24 protein-coding genes and 1 riboswitch are annotated in these 23058 nt (G+C 46.3%); of the genes, 15 read left to right on the top strand and 9 right to left on the bottom strand.

Annotated elements, in window-relative coordinates; translation table 11 throughout:
- Positions 1 to 4 precede the first annotated feature (4 nt).
- The 6 genes from XMA127_RS01985 to XMA127_RS01960 all read right to left on the bottom strand — a co-directional run bounded on the left by XMA127_RS01985 (position 5) and on the right by XMA127_RS01960 (position 6131).
- Positions 5 to 787: an enoyl-CoA hydratase-related protein gene (locus XMA127_RS01985; RefSeq protein ID WP_173482899.1), complete on the bottom strand. Its 783-nt coding sequence runs from the start codon at positions 785 to 787 to the stop codon at positions 5 to 7.
- Positions 787 to 2328, bottom strand: a complete 1542-nt coding sequence (locus tag XMA127_RS01980; protein WP_173482900.1) for a 3,4-dehydroadipyl-CoA semialdehyde dehydrogenase — start codon at positions 2326 to 2328, stop codon at positions 787 to 789. The genes XMA127_RS01985 and XMA127_RS01980 overlap by 1 nt, the downstream gene beginning before the upstream one ends.
- Before the next feature lie 21 nt (positions 2329 to 2349).
- Positions 2350 to 3126 carry an alpha/beta fold hydrolase gene (locus tag XMA127_RS01975; RefSeq protein ID WP_173482901.1) on the bottom strand — a complete coding sequence of 259 codons (777 nt, stop codon included), beginning with the start codon at positions 3124 to 3126 and terminating at the stop codon, positions 2350 to 2352.
- On the bottom strand, positions 3126 to 4718 hold the full coding sequence (locus XMA127_RS01970) for a benzoate-CoA ligase family protein (protein WP_173483844.1): 1593 nt from the start codon (positions 4716 to 4718) through the stop codon (positions 3126 to 3128). Before XMA127_RS01970 ends, XMA127_RS01975 begins: the two co-directional genes overlap by 1 nt.
- Positions 4719 to 4782: 64 nt before the next feature.
- Positions 4783 to 5247: a DUF4863 family protein gene (locus XMA127_RS01965; protein WP_173482903.1), complete on the bottom strand. Its 465-nt coding sequence runs from the start codon at positions 5245 to 5247 to the stop codon at positions 4783 to 4785.
- Positions 5248 to 5330: 83 nt separating this feature from the next.
- The gene (locus tag XMA127_RS01960; RefSeq protein ID WP_173482904.1) at positions 5331 to 6131 is read right to left on the bottom strand and encodes an enoyl-CoA hydratase-related protein; all 801 of its coding nucleotides are present in this window, start codon (positions 6129 to 6131) and stop codon (positions 5331 to 5333) included.
- Positions 6132 to 6213: 82 nt separating this feature from the next.
- Between XMA127_RS01960 and XMA127_RS01955 the strand changes: the two genes are divergently transcribed.
- Positions 6214 to 6816, top strand: a complete 603-nt coding sequence (locus XMA127_RS01955; RefSeq protein WP_173482905.1) for a transferase hexapeptide repeat family protein — start codon at positions 6214 to 6216, stop codon at positions 6814 to 6816.
- A gap of 14 nt (positions 6817 to 6830) precedes the next feature.
- Positions 6831 to 7859, top strand: coding sequence for an NADP(H)-dependent aldo-keto reductase (locus XMA127_RS01950; RefSeq protein WP_173482906.1), 1029 nt, complete (start codon positions 6831 to 6833; stop codon positions 7857 to 7859).
- 15 nt (positions 7860 to 7874) lie between these two features.
- On the opposite strand, the gene paaX is transcribed toward XMA127_RS01950, so the two are convergent.
- Positions 7875 to 8798 (bottom strand): phenylacetic acid degradation operon negative regulatory protein PaaX, encoded by a 924-nt coding sequence (gene paaX / locus XMA127_RS01945; protein WP_173482907.1) that lies wholly within the window; start codon positions 8796 to 8798, stop codon positions 7875 to 7877.
- Positions 8799 to 8956: 158 nt separating this feature from the next.
- Between paaX and paaG the strand changes: the two genes are divergently transcribed.
- From paaG to XMA127_RS01880, 13 genes are all read left to right on the top strand, one after another.
- Entirely contained in the window at positions 8957 to 9748 is a 792-nt protein-coding gene (paaG, locus tag XMA127_RS01940; RefSeq protein ID WP_173482908.1) for a 2-(1,2-epoxy-1,2-dihydrophenyl)acetyl-CoA isomerase PaaG, read from the top strand.
- A 2-nt stretch (positions 9749 to 9750) separates the two neighbouring features.
- Complete coding sequence (gene paaI / locus XMA127_RS01935; protein ID WP_173480345.1) at positions 9751 to 10206, top strand: hydroxyphenylacetyl-CoA thioesterase PaaI; 456 nt, start codon at positions 9751 to 9753, stop codon at positions 10204 to 10206.
- A 27-nt stretch (positions 10207 to 10233) separates the two neighbouring features.
- Positions 10234 to 11541: a phenylacetate--CoA ligase PaaK gene (paaK, locus tag XMA127_RS01930; protein ID WP_217362003.1), complete on the top strand. Its 1308-nt coding sequence runs from the start codon at positions 10234 to 10236 to the stop codon at positions 11539 to 11541.
- A gap of 120 nt (positions 11542 to 11661) precedes the next feature.
- Complete coding sequence (gene paaA, locus XMA127_RS01925; protein ID WP_173480343.1) at positions 11662 to 12651, top strand: 1,2-phenylacetyl-CoA epoxidase subunit PaaA; 990 nt, start codon at positions 11662 to 11664, stop codon at positions 12649 to 12651.
- Positions 12652 to 12665: 14 nt separating this feature from the next.
- A complete protein-coding gene (paaB, locus tag XMA127_RS01920; protein WP_173480342.1) occupies positions 12666 to 12947 on the top strand; it encodes a 1,2-phenylacetyl-CoA epoxidase subunit PaaB in 282 nt (93 codons plus the stop codon).
- An 8-nt stretch (positions 12948 to 12955) separates the two neighbouring features.
- A complete protein-coding gene (paaC, locus tag XMA127_RS01915) occupies positions 12956 to 13717 on the top strand; it encodes a 1,2-phenylacetyl-CoA epoxidase subunit PaaC (protein WP_173483843.1) in 762 nt (253 codons plus the stop codon).
- A complete protein-coding gene (paaD, locus tag XMA127_RS01910; protein ID WP_173483842.1) occupies positions 13704 to 14222 on the top strand; it encodes a 1,2-phenylacetyl-CoA epoxidase subunit PaaD in 519 nt (172 codons plus the stop codon). Before paaC ends, paaD begins: the two co-directional genes overlap by 14 nt.
- 14 nt (positions 14223 to 14236) lie before the next feature.
- Positions 14237 to 15313, top strand: a complete 1077-nt coding sequence (paaE, locus tag XMA127_RS01905) for a 1,2-phenylacetyl-CoA epoxidase subunit PaaE (protein ID WP_173483841.1) — start codon at positions 14237 to 14239, stop codon at positions 15311 to 15313.
- Positions 15314 to 15341: 28 nt separating this feature from the next.
- The gene (gene paaZ / locus XMA127_RS01900; RefSeq protein WP_173483840.1) at positions 15342 to 17399 is read left to right on the top strand and encodes a phenylacetic acid degradation bifunctional protein PaaZ; all 2058 of its coding nucleotides are present in this window, start codon (positions 15342 to 15344) and stop codon (positions 17397 to 17399) included.
- A gap of 118 nt (positions 17400 to 17517) precedes the next feature.
- Positions 17518 to 17976, top strand: coding sequence for a DUF3237 domain-containing protein (locus tag XMA127_RS01895; RefSeq protein ID WP_173483839.1), 459 nt, complete (start codon positions 17518 to 17520; stop codon positions 17974 to 17976).
- A complete protein-coding gene (locus tag XMA127_RS01890; RefSeq protein WP_173480336.1) occupies positions 17973 to 18503 on the top strand; it encodes a TRAP transporter small permease in 531 nt (176 codons plus the stop codon). The genes XMA127_RS01895 and XMA127_RS01890 overlap by 4 nt, the downstream gene beginning before the upstream one ends.
- Positions 18504 to 18515: 12 nt before the next feature.
- Positions 18516 to 19844, top strand: coding sequence for a TRAP transporter large permease (locus tag XMA127_RS01885; RefSeq protein ID WP_173480335.1), 1329 nt, complete (start codon positions 18516 to 18518; stop codon positions 19842 to 19844).
- 94 nt (positions 19845 to 19938) lie between these two features.
- The gene (locus XMA127_RS01880; RefSeq protein ID WP_173480334.1) at positions 19939 to 20946 is read left to right on the top strand and encodes a TRAP transporter substrate-binding protein; all 1008 of its coding nucleotides are present in this window, start codon (positions 19939 to 19941) and stop codon (positions 20944 to 20946) included.
- Between the two features lie 84 nt (positions 20947 to 21030).
- Here XMA127_RS01880 and XMA127_RS01875 read toward each other — a convergent pair whose 3' ends face one another.
- Both XMA127_RS01875 and XMA127_RS01870 read right to left on the bottom strand, forming a co-directional pair.
- Positions 21031 to 21459, bottom strand: coding sequence for a heme-binding protein (locus XMA127_RS01875; RefSeq protein ID WP_173482915.1), 429 nt, complete (start codon positions 21457 to 21459; stop codon positions 21031 to 21033).
- 39 nt (positions 21460 to 21498) lie between these two features.
- Positions 21499 to 22740, bottom strand: a complete 1242-nt coding sequence (locus XMA127_RS01870) for a D-amino acid dehydrogenase (RefSeq protein WP_173483838.1) — start codon at positions 22738 to 22740, stop codon at positions 21499 to 21501.
- 169 nt (positions 22741 to 22909) lie between these two features.
- Positions 22910 to 23005: riboswitch (glycine riboswitch) on the bottom strand.
- Positions 23006 to 23058 lie beyond the last annotated feature (53 nt).

Genomic DNA, 23058 nt, shown 5'->3' with positions numbered 1-23058 from the left:
ATCATTACTTCTTATCTAAAAATTGCTGAACTTTCTGCCAAAATTCCGGATTGCGACCGGCTAGCTTCTGGCATTGACTTTCCAGTTCCAGTTGAGCGGCAAAGTCATTATCAAAAGCGCGATAGAGGCTACGTTTAATGAGCTCCAAGCCCAACTTAGGCTTACCCTTTAAGTTGGAAACAATATTATCTACCTCTGATGAGAACTGATCCTCTTCTACCGCTTTCCAGATGAGTCCATATTCAGCTGCCTCTTCACCCGTAACAACCTCACCGAGCATGGTAATAGCCATAGCTTTAGCCTGACCGGCATTCCTCACCAGCGTCGCTGTTGCACCAGCATCAGGCACCAAACCTAAATGACTAAAAGGAAAAGTGAACTTTGCCTGTTTCTTTGCAATAACAATGTCACAAGCTAGCGCGAGCGATGCACCAGCTCCAGCAGCGACACCATTAACTGCAGCAATGACAGGAACAGGCAGATTTCTCAATCTAATAACCAGAGGACTGTAGGTGTTTTTTAGAGAGTCCCCCAAATCAGGCTTGGGTTCTCCATGAGGAATACGACGCTCCTCAAGGTCCTGCCCTGCACAGAAACCACGACCCTCGCCTGTCAAAATGAGACAGCGTAAAGACTCCAAACGCTCAATCTCTCTAAGAGCTACTTTTAACTCTGCGTGCATAGTTTTACTGAACGCATTGAGTCTGTCAGGACGGCTCAATTTTAATTCAACAACACCATCTGTCTCTGTAACTTGAAGACATTCGTAGTTATTTGATAAAGACATCACTCACCTCTTAACGCAGTTGCCCGCGCTAGATTAGTCTGCACAGCAGTTGTCACATGGTAGAAGTCTAATCCTCGTAAACCACCTAATTCTTGACCACCGCCTGCACGACCCGGGCCACCGTGAATACACATCGGCATCACATTGCCATGACCTGAATGACCGCGACTAACACTGTCATCAACAATCAAAAGACGCCCATGAGTCGAGCCGAGCTCGACCACTGCGTTCATAGCAAATTGATCATCGTTAGTGAAAATTGAACTCACCAATGAACCTCCACCTCGGCGCACCAACTCGAAAAGTTCTGTTTCGCTGCTGTAAGGCATCAGTGTTGCAACAGGACCAAACACTTCTGTTTCATGTACTTGAGTAGCTGATTTAGGGTCCTGACACACCAATAGTTTTTGCGTGACGTAAAAACCAGATGATTCGCCATCTAATGTTCCAATATCACCTTCAAAAGCTATCTCTGTCTCACTTAGCAGTGCTTTGACACCCTCTTCTGCTGCTAACTGTTGCGCTGCACTGACTAATGGACCATAAGTAACACCTTCATTAGCGGGGTTACCTGGTTTTCCTTTAGAAAGCTTTGCAACCAACGCTTCCTTCGCAGCCTCTAACTCCGAATCAGGCACAAAGATGCGACGAACAGCGGTACATTTCTGCCCCGACTTAATCGTCATCTCTTTAGAGACCTCGTGAATAAATGAATTAAATCCGTCTGAACCTGCAGTAAGATCGGGTCCAAGGATGGATGAATTAATACTATCGGCTTCGGCATTGAATCGAACTGATTCACTGATAACCCTTGGGTGCGATGCAAGCATGGCCGCGGTATCCGCTGAACCTGTAAACGCTACCGCGTCTGCAGATGTAATGTGATCCATTAAATCTCGACCACCTCCCGCCAAAAAGCTAAATGCACCTTTAGGAAGAATGTCTGCATTAATAATATCGCGCGCCATGACCCATGCAACCGGCAAAGAGACAGCCGCTGGTTTAACCACCGCGGGCACACCAGACAGAAGCGCAACACCGAGCTTTTCTAGCATGCCCCATGCTGGGAAATTGAATGCATTTATGTGAACAGCAGCACCTCGCAGTGGCGTCTTTACATGAATCGCTCTGAAGTTCTCATCTTTTGTGAGCTGTTCAAATTCACCATCTGCAATCCATTTACGATCACCAAGCTTCTTACCCAATGAAGCGTAGTATTTTAGTGTACCGATACCGCCTTCCACATCTAGAAATGTATCCATTGCGGTGGCACCATTATTTTTTGCGCTGAGTTCAGCGTACTCCTCTTTGTTCTCACCCAGAACAGCGGCTATCTGTTTCAATAGGCCGGCACGCTCTAAATAGGTCATGCCACGAAGCGCTGAACCGCCCTCTGTTCGAGCAAAATCGAGAATATCACCCCCACTGACTTCGTAACCTGCGATGTTACCCATTACTGAGCCATCCAACGCGCAATAAACGTCTGCTGCGGTGCTACCGTTATCTTGCCACTCACCTAATAGGTAACTCATCATTCGCATGGTTATTTACTCCTTAACGTCTTATAAACTGTGCTTAAATTCTTTTATTGCAGCAATTAACTGCTCCGGCGCATCTCTATGGATAGAGTGACGACAATTTGGGATGACTAATGACTCGGATCTAGAACCGGCCTGTGAGACAATTGCATCAACTTGATCAAGTGTTCCATACTCATCTAGATCACCTTGAACAACGAGCAAAGGCACTCGGATCGACTCCAAGTAGGACTCGATATTAAAATCGAGAAAGTCTGGATCAAGCCAAGCCTTATTCCATCCCCAAAAGGCGCAGTCAACATTGTCACCATGGTAACGGGCCAACCCTTGGCGAAGACCGCCTGACTCATAAGCGTCACGGGCCTTCTCGATACTTGCTACACAAACAGGTTCGTTAAACACATGGGCTGCAAGTGTTACAACACCGATCACACGATCATCCGTTGAGGTGCCTGCAAAAATCAACGCGATTGAACCGCCATCACTATGGCCAACTAGAATAAATTGATCGTACTCAAGTTGCTGCATAATTTGGGGCAGCCAGACTGTGGCTTCTTCAGCCATGTAGTCCAATCGACGAGGTACCTCAACGGGAGACGATTTACCGTACCCACCCCTGCTATAAGAAACAACATCCGAACCGGTTTGATCCGCAAGTTGCTGAGGAAAATCCTTCCACAACTCAACACAACCAAGCCCCTCGTGCAACAAAATAAAGGCGACGCTATTTCTAGCGCCACCTGCTGGTGTTGTTATAACCGCCTCATGCTGGCGGCCATCTACTTCAATAAAATTAACCACTAACCAAGCTCGCGCAATTTGAACCGTTGAATTTTACCGGTCGCTGTTTTTGGTAAATCCGTGACATAAATAAACCAACGCGGATATTTATGCGGCGCAAGATTAGCCTTAACAAAGTCTTTCAACTCTTGATTTAACTCTGGAGTCTCTTGAACAGACTCTTTGAGAATGATGTACGCTTTCGGCTTGACCAGGTCGTTATCATCCATCGCTCCGACAACGGCGGCTTCAAGTACCGCAGGATGCCGAATAAGTGTCGCTTCTACTTCAGCAGGAGATACATATATTCCGCTCACTTTGAGCATGTCATCTGAGCGACCTGCGTAGACGTAATTACCCTCTTCATTGATGTAGAACTTATCGCCACTGCGAGTCCATTCACCTTGGAAGGTCGCAGTACTTTTTGCACGGTTATTCCAATACATGATCGCTGTAGAGGGCCCCTTGGTTACAAGATCACCAATTTCACCAGAAGGTACTTCATTATCGTCAGCATCCAACAACTTAACCTCATAGCCCGGCACCGGTTGACCTGTAGTACCGGGTGCCACGCGACCTGGAGCATTAGATAGGAATATGTGAAGCATCTCGGTAGAACCGATGCCATCAATAATGTCGCTACCCCTTTCCTCTCTCCACTGTTCTAACAATTGAGCAGGTAGGGCCTCACCAGCCGAGGTACTCATACGTATAGGCAATAAGCCTTTTGCAGGTTTATCTTGTTTTGCCAACATTCCGGCATACAAAGTAGGTACGCCGCAGAATACCGTTACCGAATGCTTCTCAAGACGCTCATAAACGGAATCAGGCGTTGGACGACCAGAATAGAGAATCGTTGTAGCCCCCACCGATAGTGGAAAACTAAACGCATTACCTAAACCATAGGCAAAGAATAATTTAGCCGCCGAGAAAACAACATCATCCTGCTGAAGATCAAGAACGCCCTTGCCAAACAATTCCGCCGTTTGAATGATGGAGGAGTGAATATGAACCGTACCCTTGGGTGCACCAGTCGAACCTGACGAGTACAACCAAAAACAGGGATCATCACAAGTCGTCATAGGCCCTACGAATGAGTCGGTGCCTTTTGCTTCTAAATCCGCCACCGAATCACACCCATCCACAGACTCTGATCCCGTTACAATCAGAGTTTCTAACGTAGGTACTTTACCTAGAAGTTCTTTAAACGTCGGAACAAAACTAGGATCTATAATAGCCACTTTAGCGCGACTATCATTAAGCATGTACTCATAATCTTTAGAAGTGAGTAGCGTATTGACTGCTATTGGCAATACACCCGCTTTGATACAACCCAAGAACGATACGGGCCAATCAATAGTATCCAGCGCACACAAGAAAACCCTTTGCTCAGCCTGAACGCCTAGCGAGTTAAGTGATGAACCGAGACGATTGGACCTTCGGTCTAATTCTGAGAAGGTAATTGTCGCTTGATCATCAATATAAGCAAGCTTATCACCGAAGCCAGCGTTTAAGTTACGCTGCATCAAATCATAGGCTGCATTATAGTTTCGAGGTACATTGACCACAGGCGGATTTTGCGAGTGATCGCAGCTGCTTAATTCAAAACCCATTGCTTGATTCCTTTATTATTAATGACAGTTCTAAGGACCGTCTTAAGAGAAATTATTTTTAGAATTATCGAGTAAACTCTATTGCACCATCAGGCAACAGATAGATGACAAAGGCTTCACCGTTGGCCACTGTCGGTTTATGCGCACTGCCAGGTGAGTAAACTTTCCAACCATGATCGGTGCCATCAAATGCAGCGCCTTCGTTCAATGGAATAACCAGATCCACTTCACCATTAGGATGCGAGTGATGCGGACCAACCACATCATTCATCAGCACAACATCGACGCTGAAACCTGCAAGGTCATTACTAGGCTTAAACACCCGACCATATTTGATGCCGCCAGCCTCGTATTGGCACAGCCACCCCTCATCTACACCGATGGAGCAGAGACTTTTGAGTTCAGAAAACCATTCACTGTCACTGGAAAACTCTGAGTTGAGGGAGTCGGTTAGGGCAGGAGAAATATCACGGCCAGCCAACCACTGGGTCACCGGCGCAATAAGGTCGTGGAAACGCGCTTGATTCATAATCTGAAGCCTATTTTATATATTGTTATAGGCTATATGTTGCATTATCTTTGAGATAAGTCAATGCAATATATTTCATATTGTTATTTCCCCTGATAATTAGGGCGTCGTTTTTCCTTAAAAGCAGAAATACCCTCATGCTTATCTTCACTGTCAAGAAGACGAGAAAATGATGAGCGCTCAGCATCCAAACCTGCATCAAGTGGCAGATCAACGGCTGCTTTAATAGCTCTCTTATTTTCGATAACTGCAAGTGGTGCTTTGGTTGAGATCAACTTAGCAATATCCAAAGTCTTTTCGATCGTTAGCTCGGGTTGACAGACTTCTGTTACCAAACCACAAGAGAGAGCCTCATTGGCATCAATAAACTCGCCCGTTAAACACCAGCGCATCGCTTTCCCCTTTCCAACAAGGGTAGCAAGTCTTTGAGTACCCCCTGCTCCCGGCAAGATAGCAAGATTAACCTCGGGCTGTCCGAACTTAGCATTATTGCCTGCTACCAAGAAATCACACAGCATAGCCAATTCATTACCGCCACCCAAACAAAAGCCGTTAACGGCACCGAGTAAAGGCTTTTGTAGTTGTCGTATAGCTGCCCAGTGTTGATTTCGCGGATCGGTTGCTACGTCCGCGCCTGTTTTACGTTGCAACTCATCAATATCAGCACCCGCAGCAAAAGCTCGTTCATCACCCGTTAGGACCATCACCGAAATGTTGGTATCAGCATCCGCCTCGACCAAACACGTCGCTATTTGACCCAACATATCAGTCGATAACGCATTGAGCTCACGAGGTCTGTTGAATTGAATCAACAACACGGATCCATGAAGTGAAAGATTAAGCGACGGAAAACGATCGCTATTAAGATTTTCTAGAGTATCCATACCAAACCTTCGAACTGACTATCAATAAAACCAAACATGCAATATATTACACATTCAATCAAAATAATATTGGTAAAGTAACATGCCCATCTATCAATTAGCAGGTGTCACACCCGTCATTCACCCTAGCGCCTATGTTCATCCAACAGCTGTCGTTTTGGGTGATGTACACATTGGTGAAGATTGCTACGTAGGACCTCTGGCAAGCCTGCGAGGTGATTTTGGAGCCATCAAACTAGGCAAGGGTGTCAATATCCAAGACTGCGTAGTGGTCCACAGCTTCCAAGATATCACGGTTGTTGTCGAGGATTATGGCCACATAGGGCATGGTGCAATATTGCATGGATGCACCATCCGTGAAGGTGTACTGGTAGGTATGAGCGCAACCGTCATGGATAAAGTCGAGATCGGTGCTAGAAGCTTTGTCGGGGCTCACAGCTTTGTAAAAACAGGGGACTCTTTTCCTGAGGGTTCGATGATTTTGGGAACACCCGCAAAAGTAGTGCGCGAACTATCAGAGCAAGAGATGGCTTGGAAACACAAAGGCACAGAGGCTTATATTGCACTGGCGAAAGAGTCTCTCAAATCATGTGTAGAAGTAGAGCCACTCACAGAAGCTGAGCCAAATAGAAAAACGATCAGTATTGGTGAGAAAGTTTTACCAAAACAGGACACCGTTAAGTAGTTAAGGAATTAAACATGTCACTAACCCGCATTGATGGAAAAAAGGTATCCAAGCTCTGCCTAGGCACTATGACTTGGGGTGAGCAGAACAGTGAAGCAGAAGCCCACGAACAGATCCAATACTCAATGGATCAAGGCATCAACTTCATGGACTGTGCTGAAATGTACCCTGTTCCCCCTGTTGCTGAGACAGCTGGCCGATCTGAAGAGATCATTGGTACTTGGTTTGCAAAGAATGGACATCGAGAGGATTGGGTAATAGCAACTAAGGCAGCTGGATCCGGCGCCAGCATGGAGTATCTCCGCGGCGGCCCAAAACACAATTTAGAGTACTTAACCAAAGCGGTCGATGACAGTCTTCGCAGAATGCAGACAGATTACATTGATCTTTACCAGCTACACTGGCCAGAGCGAAGTACGAATATATTTGGTCAGCTTGGCTATCGCCACCGCGAAACCGATGACACCCCGATTCATGAAACTCTAGAGGCTCTGAACATACTGATTAAGAGCGGAAAAATTCGCTCAATTGGGCTTTCAAATGAGAATCCGTGGGGAACTATGCGGTATTTAGAGCTCGCTCGAACACAGGGACTCCCTAAAATCGAAACGGTTCAAAATCCTTACAACTTGTTGAGTCGTGTGTATGAAATTGGCATGGCCGAAGTATCCCATAGGGAGGACGTCGGTTTAATGGCCTATTCGCCCATGGCATTTGGAGCCCTGAGTGGTAAATATCGAAATGGAGCCAAGCCTGAAAACGCTCGAATCACTCTTTTTGAACGTTTCGCGCGTTACTCAAGCAAAGAGTGTGAAACAACAATCGAAGCGTACTGTCAGCTTGCAGAGCAGTGGGGGATGGAACCTTCCCAAATGGCACTGGCATTTGTTAACCAACAACCCTTTGTTCTCTCAACGATCATTGGTGCAACTACAATGGAACAACTGAAATCCAACATTGTTAGTGAAGCGTTAGTGTTGGATAAAGATCAGCTAAAAGCAATTAACAAGATTCATAACTCACAACCAAACCCTGCACCTTAGCCCTGGAATCCAAATTTAAACATTAATGCCGTCGAATCTATTCAAAAAATCATTGGATATCGGCGGCAATTTACCCTGCCTCCCCTCTAACTCATTGATAATCCAATGATGGGCCGCCGGTGTCAGTTGCTTATAAAGTGATGCACATAAGCTTCTAGCTTCATTGCCTAGCCATCGGCTGCCGAGTATTTGATCAGGAAAAGAAGGGTCTCTTAGTGCCAGTTTTCGATATTCATGAATCATGAGCGTTCGAGTAATGAATGCCGTTTTGGGATCTTGAAGCTGAGCATGCATCGCAGGGGCATTAAGAGACTGATAGAAATCGACAAAATCAATATAGGCGTCATTCAAAGACTTCAGACCCCAGCCCTGCCAAATAAGATTTCGAAGAGCTTGTTCACTTTCATTCACTACCTGAGATTCGAACAGAACCACTCTATCAGCTAATCCATTTTCTCTCAGGATTGATATGACGTCATCGCGATCGGCTTGAGGAAAGGCTAGTACAGAGTTACTGAGTGAGCCAAAGCCGCTGAGTGATAAATCATCTGAAAGCGACTTTTTCTCATCTGCAGTTAGAGCGGAGATTAGCAATAACGTCCAAACTCCTTGCCACTGAGGGACATTCAGCCGATAGACGCGATTAAACGCTGCACTAAAACGGTACTCACCATCAGGGCTTAGTCGATAAAAGCTTTTGCGTCCCACTTTATGGGATAGGAGCCAGCCCTCTTGTGTCAGGCGAAAAACGGATGTTCGCATCAAACGTTCATTGATACCAAAGGGTTCCAAAAGTCGAATCAGACTTCCGAGCCATACTTCACCACCATGGGCAACAATCGAATCTCCCCAAACACTAATAATAAGAGAAGGCACCCTGAGAGGTGTTTGAGATTGAAAGCGCTGGATGCACAAATCGGCGCATAAGGTTTGTTGCATTAATCTATTTCCAAATAAAGCGATACAAAAATACAGAAAGCATAATTTGAAATGTATCTTTTTTTACGGCATATTTAGATACGTTAACAAAGTATCCAGTACACGGGTACTTAATTTCTGTGCATTAATGAATAACGACAAGAGCACGAGTCTAAGTAATGAATTTAACCGATATCATATATGAGGTGTCTGAGGGTGTAGCTATGATTACACTCAACAGACCAGACACTTTAAACAGTTTTAATGAAGCAATGCATCATTCGCTGCATTTAGCATTGGATTCAGCCGCCAAGGACTCTCAAGTAAGAGCTGTTTATTTAACCGGTGCTGGACGTGCTTTTTGCGCTGGTCAGGATCTCTCTGATGCTATGGTTAAGCCTGCTGAGCCAATGCCAAACCTCGGAAATGTTATCGAGTCCTACTACAATAACACTGTAAAACGTCTCTACCACATGGAAAAACCCGTCGTTTGTGCAGTCAATGGCATCGCAGCAGGCGCAGGTGCCAATATTCCACTGGCGTGTGATTTCGTTATCGCTGCTAAATCCGCTAAGTTTGTTCAAGCCTTTTGTAAGATAGGTCTGATACCCGATTCAGCCGGCACATGGCTATTACCTCGTTTGGTTGGCCTGGCACGTGCGAAGCAACTCGCTATGCTTGGGAACCCTTTAAGCGCCGAACAAGCCGTTGATTGGGGCCTAATATTTAAAGCCGTTGACGACGACCTCCTTCATGAAGAATCGATCGCGTTCGCAAAGCAACTGGCGACACAACCCACACTAGCGCTGGCCAAAACAAAGCAGGCACTGGACCTAAGCTTTAACAATTCTCTTGAGGATCAATTGGACGTTGAACGAGACATACAGACCCGTCTTGGCAATTCAGATGATTATAAAGAGGGTGTTAACGCCTTCATTGAAAAGCGCCAGCCTGACTATAAAGGTTGCTAATTATGAAGGATTCAAGATCTCAAACAGCACAAGAGCTTGCTGAAGCCTGCGCAAAGGAGCTCTATTCCCGTGATACTGCAACCAATCATCTTGAAATGAAGATGAGCAGCGTGTCACCTGGTCAAGCCTCTATGTCGATGTTCGTTAAAGACTTTATGGTACAGGGCCACAATACATGTCATGGTGGTTATCTGTTCACACTGGCTGACTCAGCCTTTGCACTCGCCTGTAATACCTACAATCAGCCCTGCGTTGCGATAGGTTGCAGCATCGACTACGTTGCACCTGGTTTGATGGGTGATCATTTAACTGCAACTGCACAAGAGAGAAGTCGATCAGGGCGTACGGGTAATTATGATGTTGAGATACGTAATCAAGATAATAAATTAATTGCGATTTTTAGAGGCAAATCCTATGCCTTAAAAGGAACTGTTCTTCCGGAAAGTGAGCACTCATAACAAGATTTTAAAAGGAATTAAGCAATGATGGTTGATACCTCTTTCACACCAGATCAACTGGACCCGATGGAACGGGCCAGTATTGATGAGCTTCGCGCCACACAACTAGATCGTTTAAAGAAAAGCGTATCTCACGCTTATGATAATGTCGCTCTATACAAAAAGCGCTTTGATGATAAAGGTATACACCCTTCAGACATCAAAACACTGGATGATTTATCTATTATCCCATTTACCACCAAGAGTGACTTGAGAGACCACTACCCATTTGGGTTGTTTGCAACGCCCATGGATCAGATCGTGCGACTTCATGCTTCAAGTGGCACAACAGGTAATCCAACTGTGGTGGGTTATACTAAAAATGATATCGATCACTGGGCCAATCTCGTAGCACGATCGATTCGTGCGGCAGGAGGAAAACCGGGCGATAAGGTTCATGTATCGTATGGATACGGTCTATTTACGGGTGGTCTAGGCGCCCACTATGGTGCAGAGCGGCTTGGCTGTACTGTCATCCCTATGTCCGGTGGACAGACAGAAAAGCAGGTTCGCTTAATTAGGGATTTCAATCCTGACATCATTATGGTCACACCCTCTTACATGCTCAATATTGCCGATGAGATGGAGAGACAGGGTATCGACCCACATCAATTGAGTCTAAAACTCGGGATATTTGGTGCTGAGCCTTGGACAAATGATCTTCGTCTTTCCATGCAGCGACGTCTTGGCATCACGGCTACCGATATCTACGGTCTCTCAGAGATCATGGGACCAGGTGTAGCACAAGAGTGTGGCGAAACACAGGATGGACCCACAGTATGGGAAGATCACTTCTACCCCGAGATTATTAACCCTGAAACCGGTGAAGTACTGCCCGATGGTGAGCTTGGTGAATTAGTCTTCACAACCCTGAGCAAAGAAGCTTTGCCTATGCTGCGCTATCGAACGCGAGACCTGACAAGGCTTCTTCCGGGTACCGCTCGCCCTATGCGTCGAATCGATAAAATCACCGGCCGTAGTGATGACATGATGATCATTCGCGGTGTAAACGTATTTCCTACTCAAATTGAGGAAGAGGTTTGTAAAGTTCCGCAATTCTCGGAAAATTACGAAATCCACCTGCACCGCGAAGGAAACATGGACAGCATGATGGTTCATATAGAGTTACGTTCAGAGTTTGCTCAACAACCTGAGGAGACAACGGCTCAACAAATCGCGGCATTGAAGCATCATGTAAAATCGTCAGTCGGCATCAGTATCGGTGTTCAACTTCGAGACATAGGGTCCATAGCTCGTTCAGAAGGTAAAGCACAGCGCGTATTTGATGAGAGATAAATGAACACACGCAATATCGTGTGAACTTGAGCCCAAATGCGATACAAAAATTTAAATACTTGTTATTTTTTAGTGTCGCTTTTGATATGATGACTTGAATCATTTAAAGAGAGGTCTGTTATGTACGCACAGATGGTTGAAACCGGTGTTAAAAGTGTCAAATCAACTACAGAGATGTCATCAGAAGAACAGGCATTTCAGGCTCGTATTGACGCGGAAATAAAGATTGAACCTAAGAACTGGATGCCAGAGGCATACCGGAAAACACTGATACGTCAAATTTCACAACATGCGCATTCAGAAATCGTGGGCATGCTGCCTGAGGGTAACTGGGTTACTCGCGCACCCACACTGAAGCGAAAGTTGCAATTGATGGCCAAAATTCAAGATGAAGCCGGGCATGGTCTGTACCTGTACAGTGCTATGGAAACACTGGGCGCTGATCGTGATGAAGAGGTCCAAAAAATGCACGAGGGCAAGGCGAAATACTCCAGTATTTTCAACTACCCTACTTTGAACTGGGCTGATATGGGAACCATTGGTTGGCTTGTCGATGGTGCGGCCATAGTGAACCAAGTACCTTTGCAAAGAACCTCTTATGGACCCTACTCTCGAGCAATGATCCGAGTCTGCAAAGAGGAGAGTTTCCACCAACGCCAGGGCTATGAAATTCTTCTGCACCTTATGCGCGAAGGAAACGACGCTCAAAAGGAGATGGTTCAAGACTCCATTAACCGTTTCTGGTGGCCTGTACTGATGATGTTTGGGCCATCCGATGCTCACTCACCCAATAGCGCCCAATCAATGGCTTGGAAAATCAAACGTCACTCAAATGATGAGCTGCGCCAGCGTTTTATCGATCAAACCATTCCACAACTGCAAATTCTAGGCTGTACTGCGCCTGACCCTGATCTGAAATTTAATGAAGAGACCGGACATTGGGAATATGGCGAAATCGATTGGACTGAGTTCTTCGAAGTACTCAAAGGTAACGGCCCTTGTAATAAAGAGCGTGTTGCCCAGCGTAAAAAGGCGATTGATGAAGGCGCATGGGTTCGTGAAGCTGCTGTTGCTTACGCCAACAAAAAACAACAGCGTAATGCTGCTTAATTTGGAGAACTACTATGGCTGATTGGACCCTATTTGAAGTGTTTATCCGCAGTAAACACGGCCTAAACCATAAGCATGTCGGGAGTGTGCATGCCGCGGATTCTGAGATGGCTATCGAGAACGCGCGCGATCTATATACACGACGCAACGAGGGAGTGAGTATTTGGGTCGTACCATCTGCATCGATAACGGCCACAGCAACGGATGAAAAAGAGGCGTTATTCGATCCATCCGATGACAAAATTTACCGACATGCTGGCTTTTACAAACTGCCTGATGAAGTTGGACACATGTAGAGGCCCCTATGAAACGTTTTGATGATACAACGGAACTTCTGCTTCAACTTGGCGATAGCGCCATGATACAGGCCCAGCGTCTGTGTGAACTTGTTGGAGGAGCACCCGCTCTTGAAGAAGAAGTCGCATTGATGAATGTCGGCCTTGATCTAGTCGGACAAGCGCGTAACTGGTTAGAGTATGCCGCTGAACGTATTGGTGATGGTCGTACAGCCGACGATCTGGTCTTCCTAAGAGACCAAGGCGAGTACAGAAATCTTCTAATTGTTGAACAGCCAAACGGTGACTTCGCGATGACGATGGCTAAGCAGTTTCTATTTGATGCTTGGCACTATCCTCTTCTTGAAAAACTGTGTAGTTCATCTGATGAGAAAATAGCGGGCATCGCGGCTAAGTCCCTTAAAGAGTCTAGTTATCATATCCGTCGTTCGAGTGAATGGATAAAACGACTGGGCGACGGCACTTCTGAAAGCCACGAACGCATGCAATCCGCGTTAGACAAAATCTGGCATTTCACATTCGAGCTAGCCAAGCCGTGCGAACTGTTCAAGACATTGGATTCATCTGGTATTGCACCAGGTGTAAATGATCTTTGCAGTGATTGGCACGCGATCATATCAAAGACATTAACTGAAGCAACGCTGATGCAACCTGAGGCTGCCGATAACAACTACCTCAGTGGAGCTAAGGGTCTGCATACAGAAAGCCTTGGTTTTATCTTAGCTGAGATGCAATTTTTACAACGAGCATACCCGAATGCATGCTGGTGAGTTGATTGCAACTGACCGATCTGAGCTGACAGAAGAGTCAGTTAAGTTAGCTTGGTCAGTTCTGGATGAAGTCATGGATCCGGAAGTACCGGTTGTGAGTCTTACTGACTTGGGTATTGTTCGCGAAATTACACCCGTTGGTGGAGTATTACAAGTCGTTTTAACGCCAACCTATTCCGGTTGTCCAGCCACTGAGCACATTGAACAGAGCGCTAAACGAGCCCTTGAAGATTCGGGGTTCAACGCCGTCACCATTGAGCAAAGACTTGCACCCGCTTGGACGACAGACTGGATTACAAAACGCGGTCGACTCCGTTTAAAAGAGTATGGCATAGCACCGCCCATCGGCAGTGCTGACAAGCCACAACTCGATCAAGCGATTCCTTGTCCAGTTTGTGATAGTACCAATACCAAAGAGATTACAGAATTTGGTTCCACAGCGTGTAAAGCGCTGTACCAATGTAACGACTGTCTAGAACCATTTGATTACTTCAAATGCATCTAGGCCAGGGAGATAAAATGAGCAACTTCCACCGTTTAAAAATTGCTGATCGCACAGAAGAGACACGCGACTCAATCTCGTTAGCTTTCGAAGTACCGTGCGAGATTCAGGAACGTTTTCGATTTAATCAAGGTCAATACCTAACATTAAAAGCTAACATCAATAACGAAGAGGTACGCCGCTCTTATTCAATCTGCAGTGGTGTCCATGACAACGAGCTTAGAGTTGCTATAAAGCGAGTGCCTGACGGTTTGTTCTCCAACTTTGCCAATGATCAGTTGGCAATTGGGGATGAAATTGATGTCATGGAACCCATGGGGCACTTCTATACCGATCTTAATGAAGAGCACTCAGGTAACTATCTTTTAGTGGCAGCAGGCAGCGGTATCACACCTATTCTATCGCAGGTAAAAACCATTTTGAGATCGGAGCCAAAAAGCCACGTCACACTGATATATGGCAACAGAGCGACGGGTTCCACCATGTTCAAAGATCAATTGGAAGATCTTAAAAACAGTTACATGGGACGTTTAAATCTCATCTTCATCTTCAGTCGCGAACAACAGGACATAGACCTTTATAACGGTCATATCGACGCAGAGAAATGTGAAGCCCTCTTCTCTAGATGGATCGATGTTAAGCGATTAACGGATGTCTTTATTTGTGGTCCTCAATCAATGACAGAAACCGTGAGTGAATCACTTATTAAAGCGGGAGTCGCGAAGCAAAACGTTCATTTTGAGCTCTTCGGAACGACTCAGGGCAGTGAAAAAAGAGCACAGAGAACAGAAGCTGCTGAGCGTGCAACACACCTATCTAGCATTGAAATCATGCGCGATGGGCATGTTAAGCAGTTTGATCTTGCGCAGAACACGCAAAACATCCTAGATGCAGCTAACGAACAAGGGGCAGAACTTCCCTATTCTTGTAAAGCAGGCGTCTGTTCAACCTGCAAATGCAAGGTGGTTGAGGGGCAGGTTGAGATGGATGTTAGCATCGGGCTTGAAGACTATGAGGTCAAAGAGGGGTTCGTACTCTCCTGTCAATCGTACCCAGTAAGCGACAAAGTCGTTCTAGATTTCGATCAAATATAAAAAACTATAATCAATAAACGGATTTATCATGACATCAACACCAATCGTTCAAAGTTTCATCGCAGGCCAATGGATTGGTCAGAATGCTCATCAAACACTCAATAGTGCTATTAATGGTGATGCCGTCTTTTCTACTCACTCTGAAGCAATAGATTTTAGTTCAAGTCTGGACTACGCAAAGACGATTGGTCACAAAAGTCTGTTGGCTCTCGATTTTCAACAGCGAGCCACGCTGTTGAGAAACCTAGGCAAATATCTGATGGAGCATAAAGAGTCTCTCTATCAGATTTCTGCTCATACTGGTGCTACAAGAAATGACAGCTGGATCGATATAGAAGGTGGTATTGCAACGCTGTTTGCTTATGCAAGCATGGGGCGTAATGAACTCCCCTCTGGCAATACAATTCACGAGGGAGATCCTGTCCAGCTGGGTAAGGTCGGACAATTTTTTGGCAGTCACATCCTAGTTCCGAAGCAAGGTGCTGCAGTTCATATCAATGCATTTAACTTTCCTATATGGGGAATGTTAGAAAAATTCGCCCCCAATTTTATTGCTGGCGTGCCCGCTATCGTTAAACCTGCCTCGCAAACCTCTTACTTAACCGAGGCGTGCGTGAAGCTGATGCATCAATCTAATCTGCTTCCATTAGGAGCTATACAACTGATCATAGGGTCTACAGGTGACCTGTTGGATCGACTTGATTCTCAAGACATCGTAACCTTTACCGGCTCTGCAGACACCGCTCGGATGTTAAAAAGCAATGCGAACATTCTAAATCACTCTATTCCATTCAATGCAGAGGCGGACTCATTAAACTGTGCGATCCTAGCACCTGATGTGACACCAGAGGATGCAGAATTCGATCTTTTTGTTAAAGAGGTGGCGCGTGAGATGACGGTCAAAGCAGGACAAAAATGTACTGCAATCCGTCGTATCCTAGTCCCAGAGCATCTTATCGAACCGGTTTCAGGTGCATTAACACAGAGACTGGGTAAAACGACTTTAGGTGATCCAACGATTGAAGGTGTTCGAATGGGAGCCCTTGCTTCAATAGATCAGCAGCGTGATGTACAAGAAAAACTAGAGATGTTGATGTCCAGCAGCGACGTGCTTCTTGGTAGAGGTGCAGAGTGCAAACCCTTTGGTGAAGGCACTGAAAAGGGCGCGTTCTTTGAACCTACATTGCTACTAAACACCTCTCCAGACGCAGAGGGAGGGGCTCACGATATTGAACCTTTTGGACCTGTTAGCACACTGATGCCGTACAGAGACGTTGATCACGCTTGCACACTCGCTGCACGCGGCAAAGGCTCTTTGGTGACAACATTAACCACTAAAGACCCTGCCATCGCAGGCGTGGTAGCACCTAAACTGGCTGTATGGCATGGACGCGTTCACATTTTGGACGAACGTTCATCAAAAGAATCTACTGGTCACGGGTCACCGTTACCCATGCTTAAACATGGCGGACCAGGTCGAGCTGGCGGCGGTGAAGAATTAGGCGGAATTCGAGCGGTTAAACACTACATGCAACGTGCTTCTGTTCAAGGATCACCAACGATGCTGATGGCGGTGACAGGCCAATATGTCCGTGGCGCAGACAAAATCGAAAAACCGCTTCATCCATTCCGTTACCATTTCGATGAGCTCGAGATCGGTCAGACTCTATTAACTCACAGAAGAACGGTTACAGAAGCTGATATTGTTAATTTTGGATGCCTCTCAGGCGATCATTTTTACATGCACTTCGATGAGCAAGCGGCCTGTGACTCCATGTTCGAGAAACGCATCGCTCATGGCTATTTTGTGCTTTCAGCGGCCGCTGGCCTATTCGTTGATCCGGGTGTAGGGCCTGTCCTGGCCAACTATGGTTTAGACACACTCAGATTCGTAAACCCTGTTGGTATCGGCGATACCATACAAGCTAGAATCACATGCAAGACGAAAATTGACCAAGGTAAAGTCAACAACAAAGGCGATGCTATCGGTGTTGTCTCTTGGGATGTCGAAGTCGTTAATCAAAACGGTGAGCTTGTCGCAAGCTACGATATCCTGACCCTTGTTCAAAAATCGCAAAAGCCATAATTTTTTGTGAATTAGTTGGAAAAGTGCATAGATTTAGAGACGACACGTGATATGTTGTACACCTAAACAATAAGCTTCGTATCCAAAAACTACAGATAATAAATAGAGTATAGCGTTAATGGATATTCCACAGTTAAAGCACTTCGCATCACTGCGTGTTGAAATTGCTACACCCCAGGAGATAGGTGCAGCACAATTTGGCACGCGCAGAGTGATTCCGATTACAGGTGGCACCGTTCAAGGTAAGGGCTGGAATGGCCGTGTTTTACCTGGTGGTGCTGACTTTCAACGTATCGTTTCACCAAGATTAGCCGAACTGGATGCACGTTATGTGCTTGAGTCGGATGATGGCGAGACCATATTTGTACAGAATCGAGCACTGCGCGCTGCTGATCCAGAAGTAACACAAAAGATCATCGATGGAATCCCCGTCGATCCAAGCGAAGTCTACTTCAAGTGCACCCCTATTTTTGAAACCAGTACCGAACGCTTTCAGTGGATTACGGAACGTCTGTTTATCGGCACGGGTGTTCGTAAACCTGACTGTGTAGAGATCGATTTTTTTGAGGTCATATGAGTAACGAGACTACCCTTAGCCGCGCGGAGTGGCTAGATCAACACTACCCAGAGCCCGGCCCCTTCAGATGGATCGCTTTTGGCTTAGAAGTCATAGCGGCTTGTGGCCTCTTCTTTTTAATGATGTTGACCGTTGCCGATGTCTTCGGCCGTTACCTCTTCAACAATGGGGTTGATGGTGCTTTTGAGATCACCCAACTAGGTCTTGCCATCATTATCTTCGCCGAAATGCCTGTTGTGACATGGCGTGGAGGACACATTTTAGTGGACCTTTTAGACTCAACACTTGGCCACAAAATCGTGCGTATTCTGGCTATGTTTTCGGCACTGGCGATCTCAACCTCCTTCTACGTTGTCGGTGTACGTATTTGGCAACTGGGTGCACGAAAACTGCGCCGAGGCGAGGTAACAGAATACTTGGAACTACCAGTAGGCTATCTAATTGAGTACATCGCCGTCATGAGTTGGTTCACTGCACTGGGTATGATCACCTATGGCATCTATCGTATATACAAAGAGAAGCATTAAGGATTTATCACGATGACCGCAGTAATTATAGGCTTCGCGCTCCTTATCTTTTTAATTCTAGTCATCCGAATGCCCATCGCCTTTGCGATGGCGATCGTCGGGTTCTTTGGTTTCGCTATTTTACAGGGCCTAACTCTTGATAACCTTTTCGACTTCCGTTGGAAAGCATCACTGACTTTGGCTTCTAACCGTGTCATTGAGACGGCACAGGAGTACTCTCTCTCAGTAGTCCCTCTGTTCATATTAATGGGTAACTTTGTCACTCGCTCAGGCCTGTCTCAAGAGCTATACAACGCCGCTTATACTTTTTTGGGTCATCGTCGCGGCGGTCTCGCCATGTCTACGGTTGTTGCGTGTGGTGGCTTCTCTGCTATTTGTGGCTCCAGCCTAGCAACGTCGGCGACCATGGCCAAGGTTGCACTGCCACCAATGCGTAAGTTTGGTTATGCCGATTCACTTGCAACCGCATCCATTGCAGCGGGCGGTACACTTGGCATTCTGATACCACCGTCAGTCATCCTTGTTATTTACGGCCTACTGACAGAGACCAGTATCCGCGAACTGTTTGCGGCAGGTTTTATACCAGGTCTTTTAGGCGTCATTCTTTACATGTTAGCTGTGCGCTGGGTCGTTATGCGCAATCCTAAATCGGGCCCAGCCGGTGAGAAATTCACCTGGGCAGAACGCATGCAGGCACTGAAAGGCATCTGGGGTGTACTTCTGCTGTTCACGATCGTAATGGGCGGTATCTACTTAGGCGTCTTTACGCCTACCGAAGCAGCCGGTATTGGTGCGGCAGGCGCATTCTTGATCGCCCTACTTCGTGGACAACTCAATCTGGTGAAAACCTACGAAGTACTGTCGGATACCGTTCGAACATCGACCATGCTATTTGCCGTGATCATCGGCGCATTGATCTTCTCTGACTTCATCAACCGTGCCGGTCTACCCGTTTGGCTTCTTGAGTTTGTGCAGTCGCTTGATGTCTCTCCCATGGCCGTCATTATCGTTATTCTTTGCATCTACATTCTTTTGGGAATGGTCTTTGAGAGTCTATCGATGCTGCTGCTAACGGTCCCTGTGTTCTACCCGTTGATTGATAGCCTAGGATTCGATCTTGTCTGGTATGGCATCGTGGTGGTTGTAGTGACAGAGATCAGTCTGATTACACCGCCGGTGGGTATGAACGTATTTGTCCTCAGCGCTGTTCTCAAAGACATTAAAACCGGCACGATCTTTAAAGGCGTAACACCATTCTGGTGTGCCGACATTGTACGCTTAGCACTGATCGTCGCTTTTGTACCGATCACCCTATTCTTGCCGGATCTGCTATATCGTTAACAGTTTCGACTAAGGTGCAGTGGAAGTCATCCCTAAAATAACTTTTACTGTTTTTTTACTATAAAAATAACCATTTAAAATGAGAGCAATAAACATGACCAACCTAAAACTTAAAGCAATCGGCCTAGCGGTAGGCGCTGCAATCTCAATGAACGCAATGGCTGAAACAACCATGCGTGTTGCGACTTGGCTACCACCTACTCACCCACAAAACTCTGTTGCGATGCCAGAGTTCAAAAAGATGGTTGAAGAGGCAACTGAAGGCCGCGTTAAGGTTGTTATCGAAAACTTCCAAGGTCACCCAAAGACAATCTACTCGTCAGTAGAAGATGGCATCATTGATGCCTCTTGGGGTGTAAACGCTTACACGCCAGGTCGCTTTGCTTTAACCGGTGTTGCTGAAATCCCAGGTGAAATGTCGGATGCAGAAGATGCATCTGTAGCATTATGGAAGGTGCAGCAAGAGTATTTTGCTGATGCCAACGAATACGAAGGCCTAGAACTACTAGGCATGTGGGTACACGCACCTGGCATTATCCACTCTAAATTCCGTATCAACAGCTTAGACGACCTCAAGGGTAAAAAGATCCGTCTTGGCGGCGGTATGGTCAATGAACTAGCTGCACGCTTGGAAGTGACCCCTGTCGGCGGTTCAGCGCCTAGCTCTTACGAGAAGCTGCAGCAAGGTGTTGTTGATGGTACCTTCCTTCCAGCTGGTGAACACAAGTTCTTTAAACTGGATGAAGTCACTGACCACCTAACCGTCTTCCCAACAGCGCTTTACACCATTGTGTTCAGCTTCGTAGCTAACCAGGAATTCATGGAAGATCTAGATCCAAAAGATGCTGAAGCAATCCGTGCAGCTCTAGGTGAAAATCTATCTCGAATGCAAGGTAAGACATGGCAGGATATGGATGCGATCGGCATGACGCATGCAAAAGAGGTAGGTACTAACATCCATATGGTTGATAGCTACGAAAAACTCGCTGCAGACATGCGTAACACTATGAAGGGTCTTGACGCAATGTGGATGGAATCGGTAGCCGATCGCGGTGTCGATGCAAAAGCCGCTCTTGAAGCGTTCCGTAACTACCAAAAGTAATCTGTTCTAAATAATCAAAGGGAAGCATATGCTTCCCTTTTTATTTCAAGGCTTAAAGGCTAATCTGGCCTACCTACAGTGAAGCTAAGCCTGTACCTGTGATCGCCAATGATCAATCCCCGCCTGGGCACACTCCATATCCTGTGTAGGCGTACCCGAGCTTAAACCGATCCCCCCAACGACTTGGCCATCATGTTCTATCGGCAAACCGCCCCCTACAACACATAGACGACCACCTAGGGCGGTATGTATACCGAACACCAGTGAACCTGGTTGACACACAGCATTGTATTCATGGGTCGCTTTCTTCGCCGCCGCCGCCGTGAATGCTTTGTCTTGAGAGATGGTTACACTGGTAATTTTCCCGCCATCCATACGCTCAAAAGCGATAAGGTTACCCGACTCATCGACAATAGAGATACACATAGGAATACCTATCTCTTTAGCCTTCAGGCGAGCACCCTCAATCAAAAGCCCCGCATCAGATATATCTAAGCGTGTAATATTTAACATATGTTTCTCCAATTCAATCTGATTTCGAGTGTTACTGGTTTAATGCGCCAGCTGTTTAAATTGCTGATTTCCATCTCGCGCTTCAACAACAGCCGCTGTCACTAGATCAGCGGTCGCTGCACTGAGCGTCCAACCAAGGTGACCGTGTCCTGTGTTGTAAAAGACGTTAGAACGACGACCTGGTCCAACCTTTGGCATCATGTTTGGCATCATTGGTCGCAATCCAGCCCATGGAACAACACTTTCAGTTGATACATCTGGGAAGTGTTGTTGACACCAGTCAACGAGCGGTTTGATGCGGTCTGCTCGAATATCTCGGTTGTAGCCATTAAACTCAGCTGTGCCAGCGATACGGAAGCGATCAACACCCAAGCGACTTGTCACTATCTTCGCTTTATCATCAAGAAGGGAACGGATAGGCGCACTCTGCTGGCTCTGCTCATCACGCAAATTGACGGTAATCGAGTAGCCTTTAACTGGATAGATATTGATGCGATCGCCTAACTTAGCGGCGAGCGCTCGGCTGCCAACCCCCAAGCAAACAACAATGCCATCGAACTCCAGCTCGCTGCCATTGGCATCTTTCAGCCTTACGACATCTTGCTCAGTTTTAACGTCAACCAGCTCGGTCTCCATCAGAAAGTTAACGCCGTCCTTACGAATAGCCTCCGCCAAACCAAAAGCATACTTATGGATGTCGCCGGTAAAATCGCTAGGCGTCCAAAAACCGCCGACAAAGTCACCATGAAGTTGTGGTTCTTTATCGATGATCTCTGAGGGTGACAACTCAAAACGTTCTAACCCCCCCTTAGCCAACAGCTTGTTAACACGCCTAGCATGTTCAAAGTCTTTTTTATCAGAGTAGAAATGTAAAATGCCACAGTCTGATGTGTCATATTCCACACCCCAACGTTTTGCAAGGGCATGCATGTGCTTTCGAGAGGCTATTGCAAGCTCTGTCGTCGCAATTGTATTTCGCTCGTAGTTGGGAATGTTACCCATAAACTCGAGCATCCAACTGATCTTGTGCCAAGAGGGTTTAGGGTTCACAAGCAAGGGAGCATCAGACTGAAGCATCCATTTAAGACCCTTCAGAATCGTTGACCAAGTATTCCACACCTCTGCATTCGAAGCGGACAATTGCCCTCCATTGGCAAAGCTAGTGTCCATTGCAGCGTAGCGTTGACGATCAATAACCGTAACGTTGAAACCCTGTTCGTGTAATTTAGCGGCAGTCGTAATACCGGTGATACCGGCACCTAAAACAGCAATATTTTGCATAGGATTGCACTCTTTTTTTGCGGACATAAATTGATTAGCAGAACTGCTTTTATGTCCGACTGCCCTCTCCGTCATGGTACCTGAGAGATTCACGCTCGCCGCCCCTTTGACGACTGCGTTTGCTCCTTCGGTGGATCTGTAAGTGCGCAGATCACTCTTCGGATGTTTTAAAGATCGCCGGTCCTTTTGCCTGAGAGTTTGCGGGGCACGTGCTCCTTCGGCGGTATTTTATGCGCTATAAAATACTCTCTCCCGGACGATCCATTGAGATCAAACTATCTCATCGTTTTATAAAGAACAACCCTATATCAATTTTCC

Origin of the sequence: Marinobacterium sp. xm-a-127 (assembly GCF_013283425.1) — a bacterium.
Taxonomy (GTDB): domain Bacteria; phylum Pseudomonadota; class Gammaproteobacteria; order Pseudomonadales; family Balneatricaceae; genus Marinobacterium_E.
The sequence above is the reverse complement of the archived record's forward strand: the minus strand, read 5'-3'. Positions and strand labels throughout refer to the sequence as shown.

What these genes read in the sequence shown, in the direction of transcription:
- XMA127_RS01960 (WP_173482904.1), bottom strand. Translation starts at nt 6,131, where the DNA reads ATGGATACTCTAGAAAATCTTAATAGCGATCGTTTTCCGTCGCTTAAT.
- paaX (WP_173482907.1), bottom strand. Translation starts at nt 8,798, where the DNA reads ATGCAACAAACCTTATGCGCCGATTTGTGCATCCAGCGCTTTCAATCT.
- XMA127_RS01950 (WP_173482906.1), top strand. Translation starts at nt 6,831, where the DNA reads ATGTCACTAACCCGCATTGATGGAAAAAAGGTATCCAAGCTCTGCCTA.
- XMA127_RS01875 (WP_173482915.1), bottom strand. Translation starts at nt 21,459, where the DNA reads ATGTTAAATATTACACGCTTAGATATATCTGATGCGGGGCTTTTGATT.
- XMA127_RS01885 (WP_173480335.1), top strand. Translation starts at nt 18,516, where the DNA reads ATGACCGCAGTAATTATAGGCTTCGCGCTCCTTATCTTTTTAATTCTA.
- paaK (WP_217362003.1), top strand. Translation starts at nt 10,234, where the DNA reads ATGGTTGATACCTCTTTCACACCAGATCAACTGGACCCGATGGAACGG.
- XMA127_RS01870 (WP_173483838.1), bottom strand. Translation starts at nt 22,740, where the DNA reads ATGCAAAATATTGCTGTTTTAGGTGCCGGTATCACCGGTATTACGACT.
- paaD (WP_173483842.1), top strand. Translation starts at nt 13,704, where the DNA reads ATGCATGCTGGTGAGTTGATTGCAACTGACCGATCTGAGCTGACAGAA.
- XMA127_RS01895 (WP_173483839.1), top strand. Translation starts at nt 17,518, where the DNA reads ATGGATATTCCACAGTTAAAGCACTTCGCATCACTGCGTGTTGAAATT.
- XMA127_RS01980 (WP_173482900.1), bottom strand. Translation starts at nt 2,328, where the DNA reads ATGCGAATGATGAGTTACCTATTAGGTGAGTGGCAAGATAACGGTAGC.
- XMA127_RS01965 (WP_173482903.1), bottom strand. Translation starts at nt 5,247, where the DNA reads ATGAATCAAGCGCGTTTCCACGACCTTATTGCGCCGGTGACCCAGTGG.
- paaE (WP_173483841.1), top strand. Translation starts at nt 14,237, where the DNA reads ATGAGCAACTTCCACCGTTTAAAAATTGCTGATCGCACAGAAGAGACA.
- paaC (WP_173483843.1), top strand. Translation starts at nt 12,956, where the DNA reads ATGAAACGTTTTGATGATACAACGGAACTTCTGCTTCAACTTGGCGAT.
- XMA127_RS01970 (WP_173483844.1), bottom strand. Translation starts at nt 4,718, where the DNA reads ATGGGTTTTGAATTAAGCAGCTGCGATCACTCGCAAAATCCGCCTGTG.
- paaB (WP_173480342.1), top strand. Translation starts at nt 12,666, where the DNA reads ATGGCTGATTGGACCCTATTTGAAGTGTTTATCCGCAGTAAACACGGC.
- XMA127_RS01985 (WP_173482899.1), bottom strand. Translation starts at nt 787, where the DNA reads ATGTCTTTATCAAATAACTACGAATGTCTTCAAGTTACAGAGACAGAT.
- XMA127_RS01955 (WP_173482905.1), top strand. Translation starts at nt 6,214, where the DNA reads ATGCCCATCTATCAATTAGCAGGTGTCACACCCGTCATTCACCCTAGC.
- paaI (WP_173480345.1), top strand. Translation starts at nt 9,751, where the DNA reads ATGAAGGATTCAAGATCTCAAACAGCACAAGAGCTTGCTGAAGCCTGC.
- paaZ (WP_173483840.1), top strand. Translation starts at nt 15,342, where the DNA reads ATGACATCAACACCAATCGTTCAAAGTTTCATCGCAGGCCAATGGATT.
- paaG (WP_173482908.1), top strand. Translation starts at nt 8,957, where the DNA reads ATGAATTTAACCGATATCATATATGAGGTGTCTGAGGGTGTAGCTATG.
- XMA127_RS01880 (WP_173480334.1), top strand. Translation starts at nt 19,939, where the DNA reads ATGACCAACCTAAAACTTAAAGCAATCGGCCTAGCGGTAGGCGCTGCA.
- XMA127_RS01890 (WP_173480336.1), top strand. Translation starts at nt 17,973, where the DNA reads ATGAGTAACGAGACTACCCTTAGCCGCGCGGAGTGGCTAGATCAACAC.
- paaA (WP_173480343.1), top strand. Translation starts at nt 11,662, where the DNA reads ATGTACGCACAGATGGTTGAAACCGGTGTTAAAAGTGTCAAATCAACT.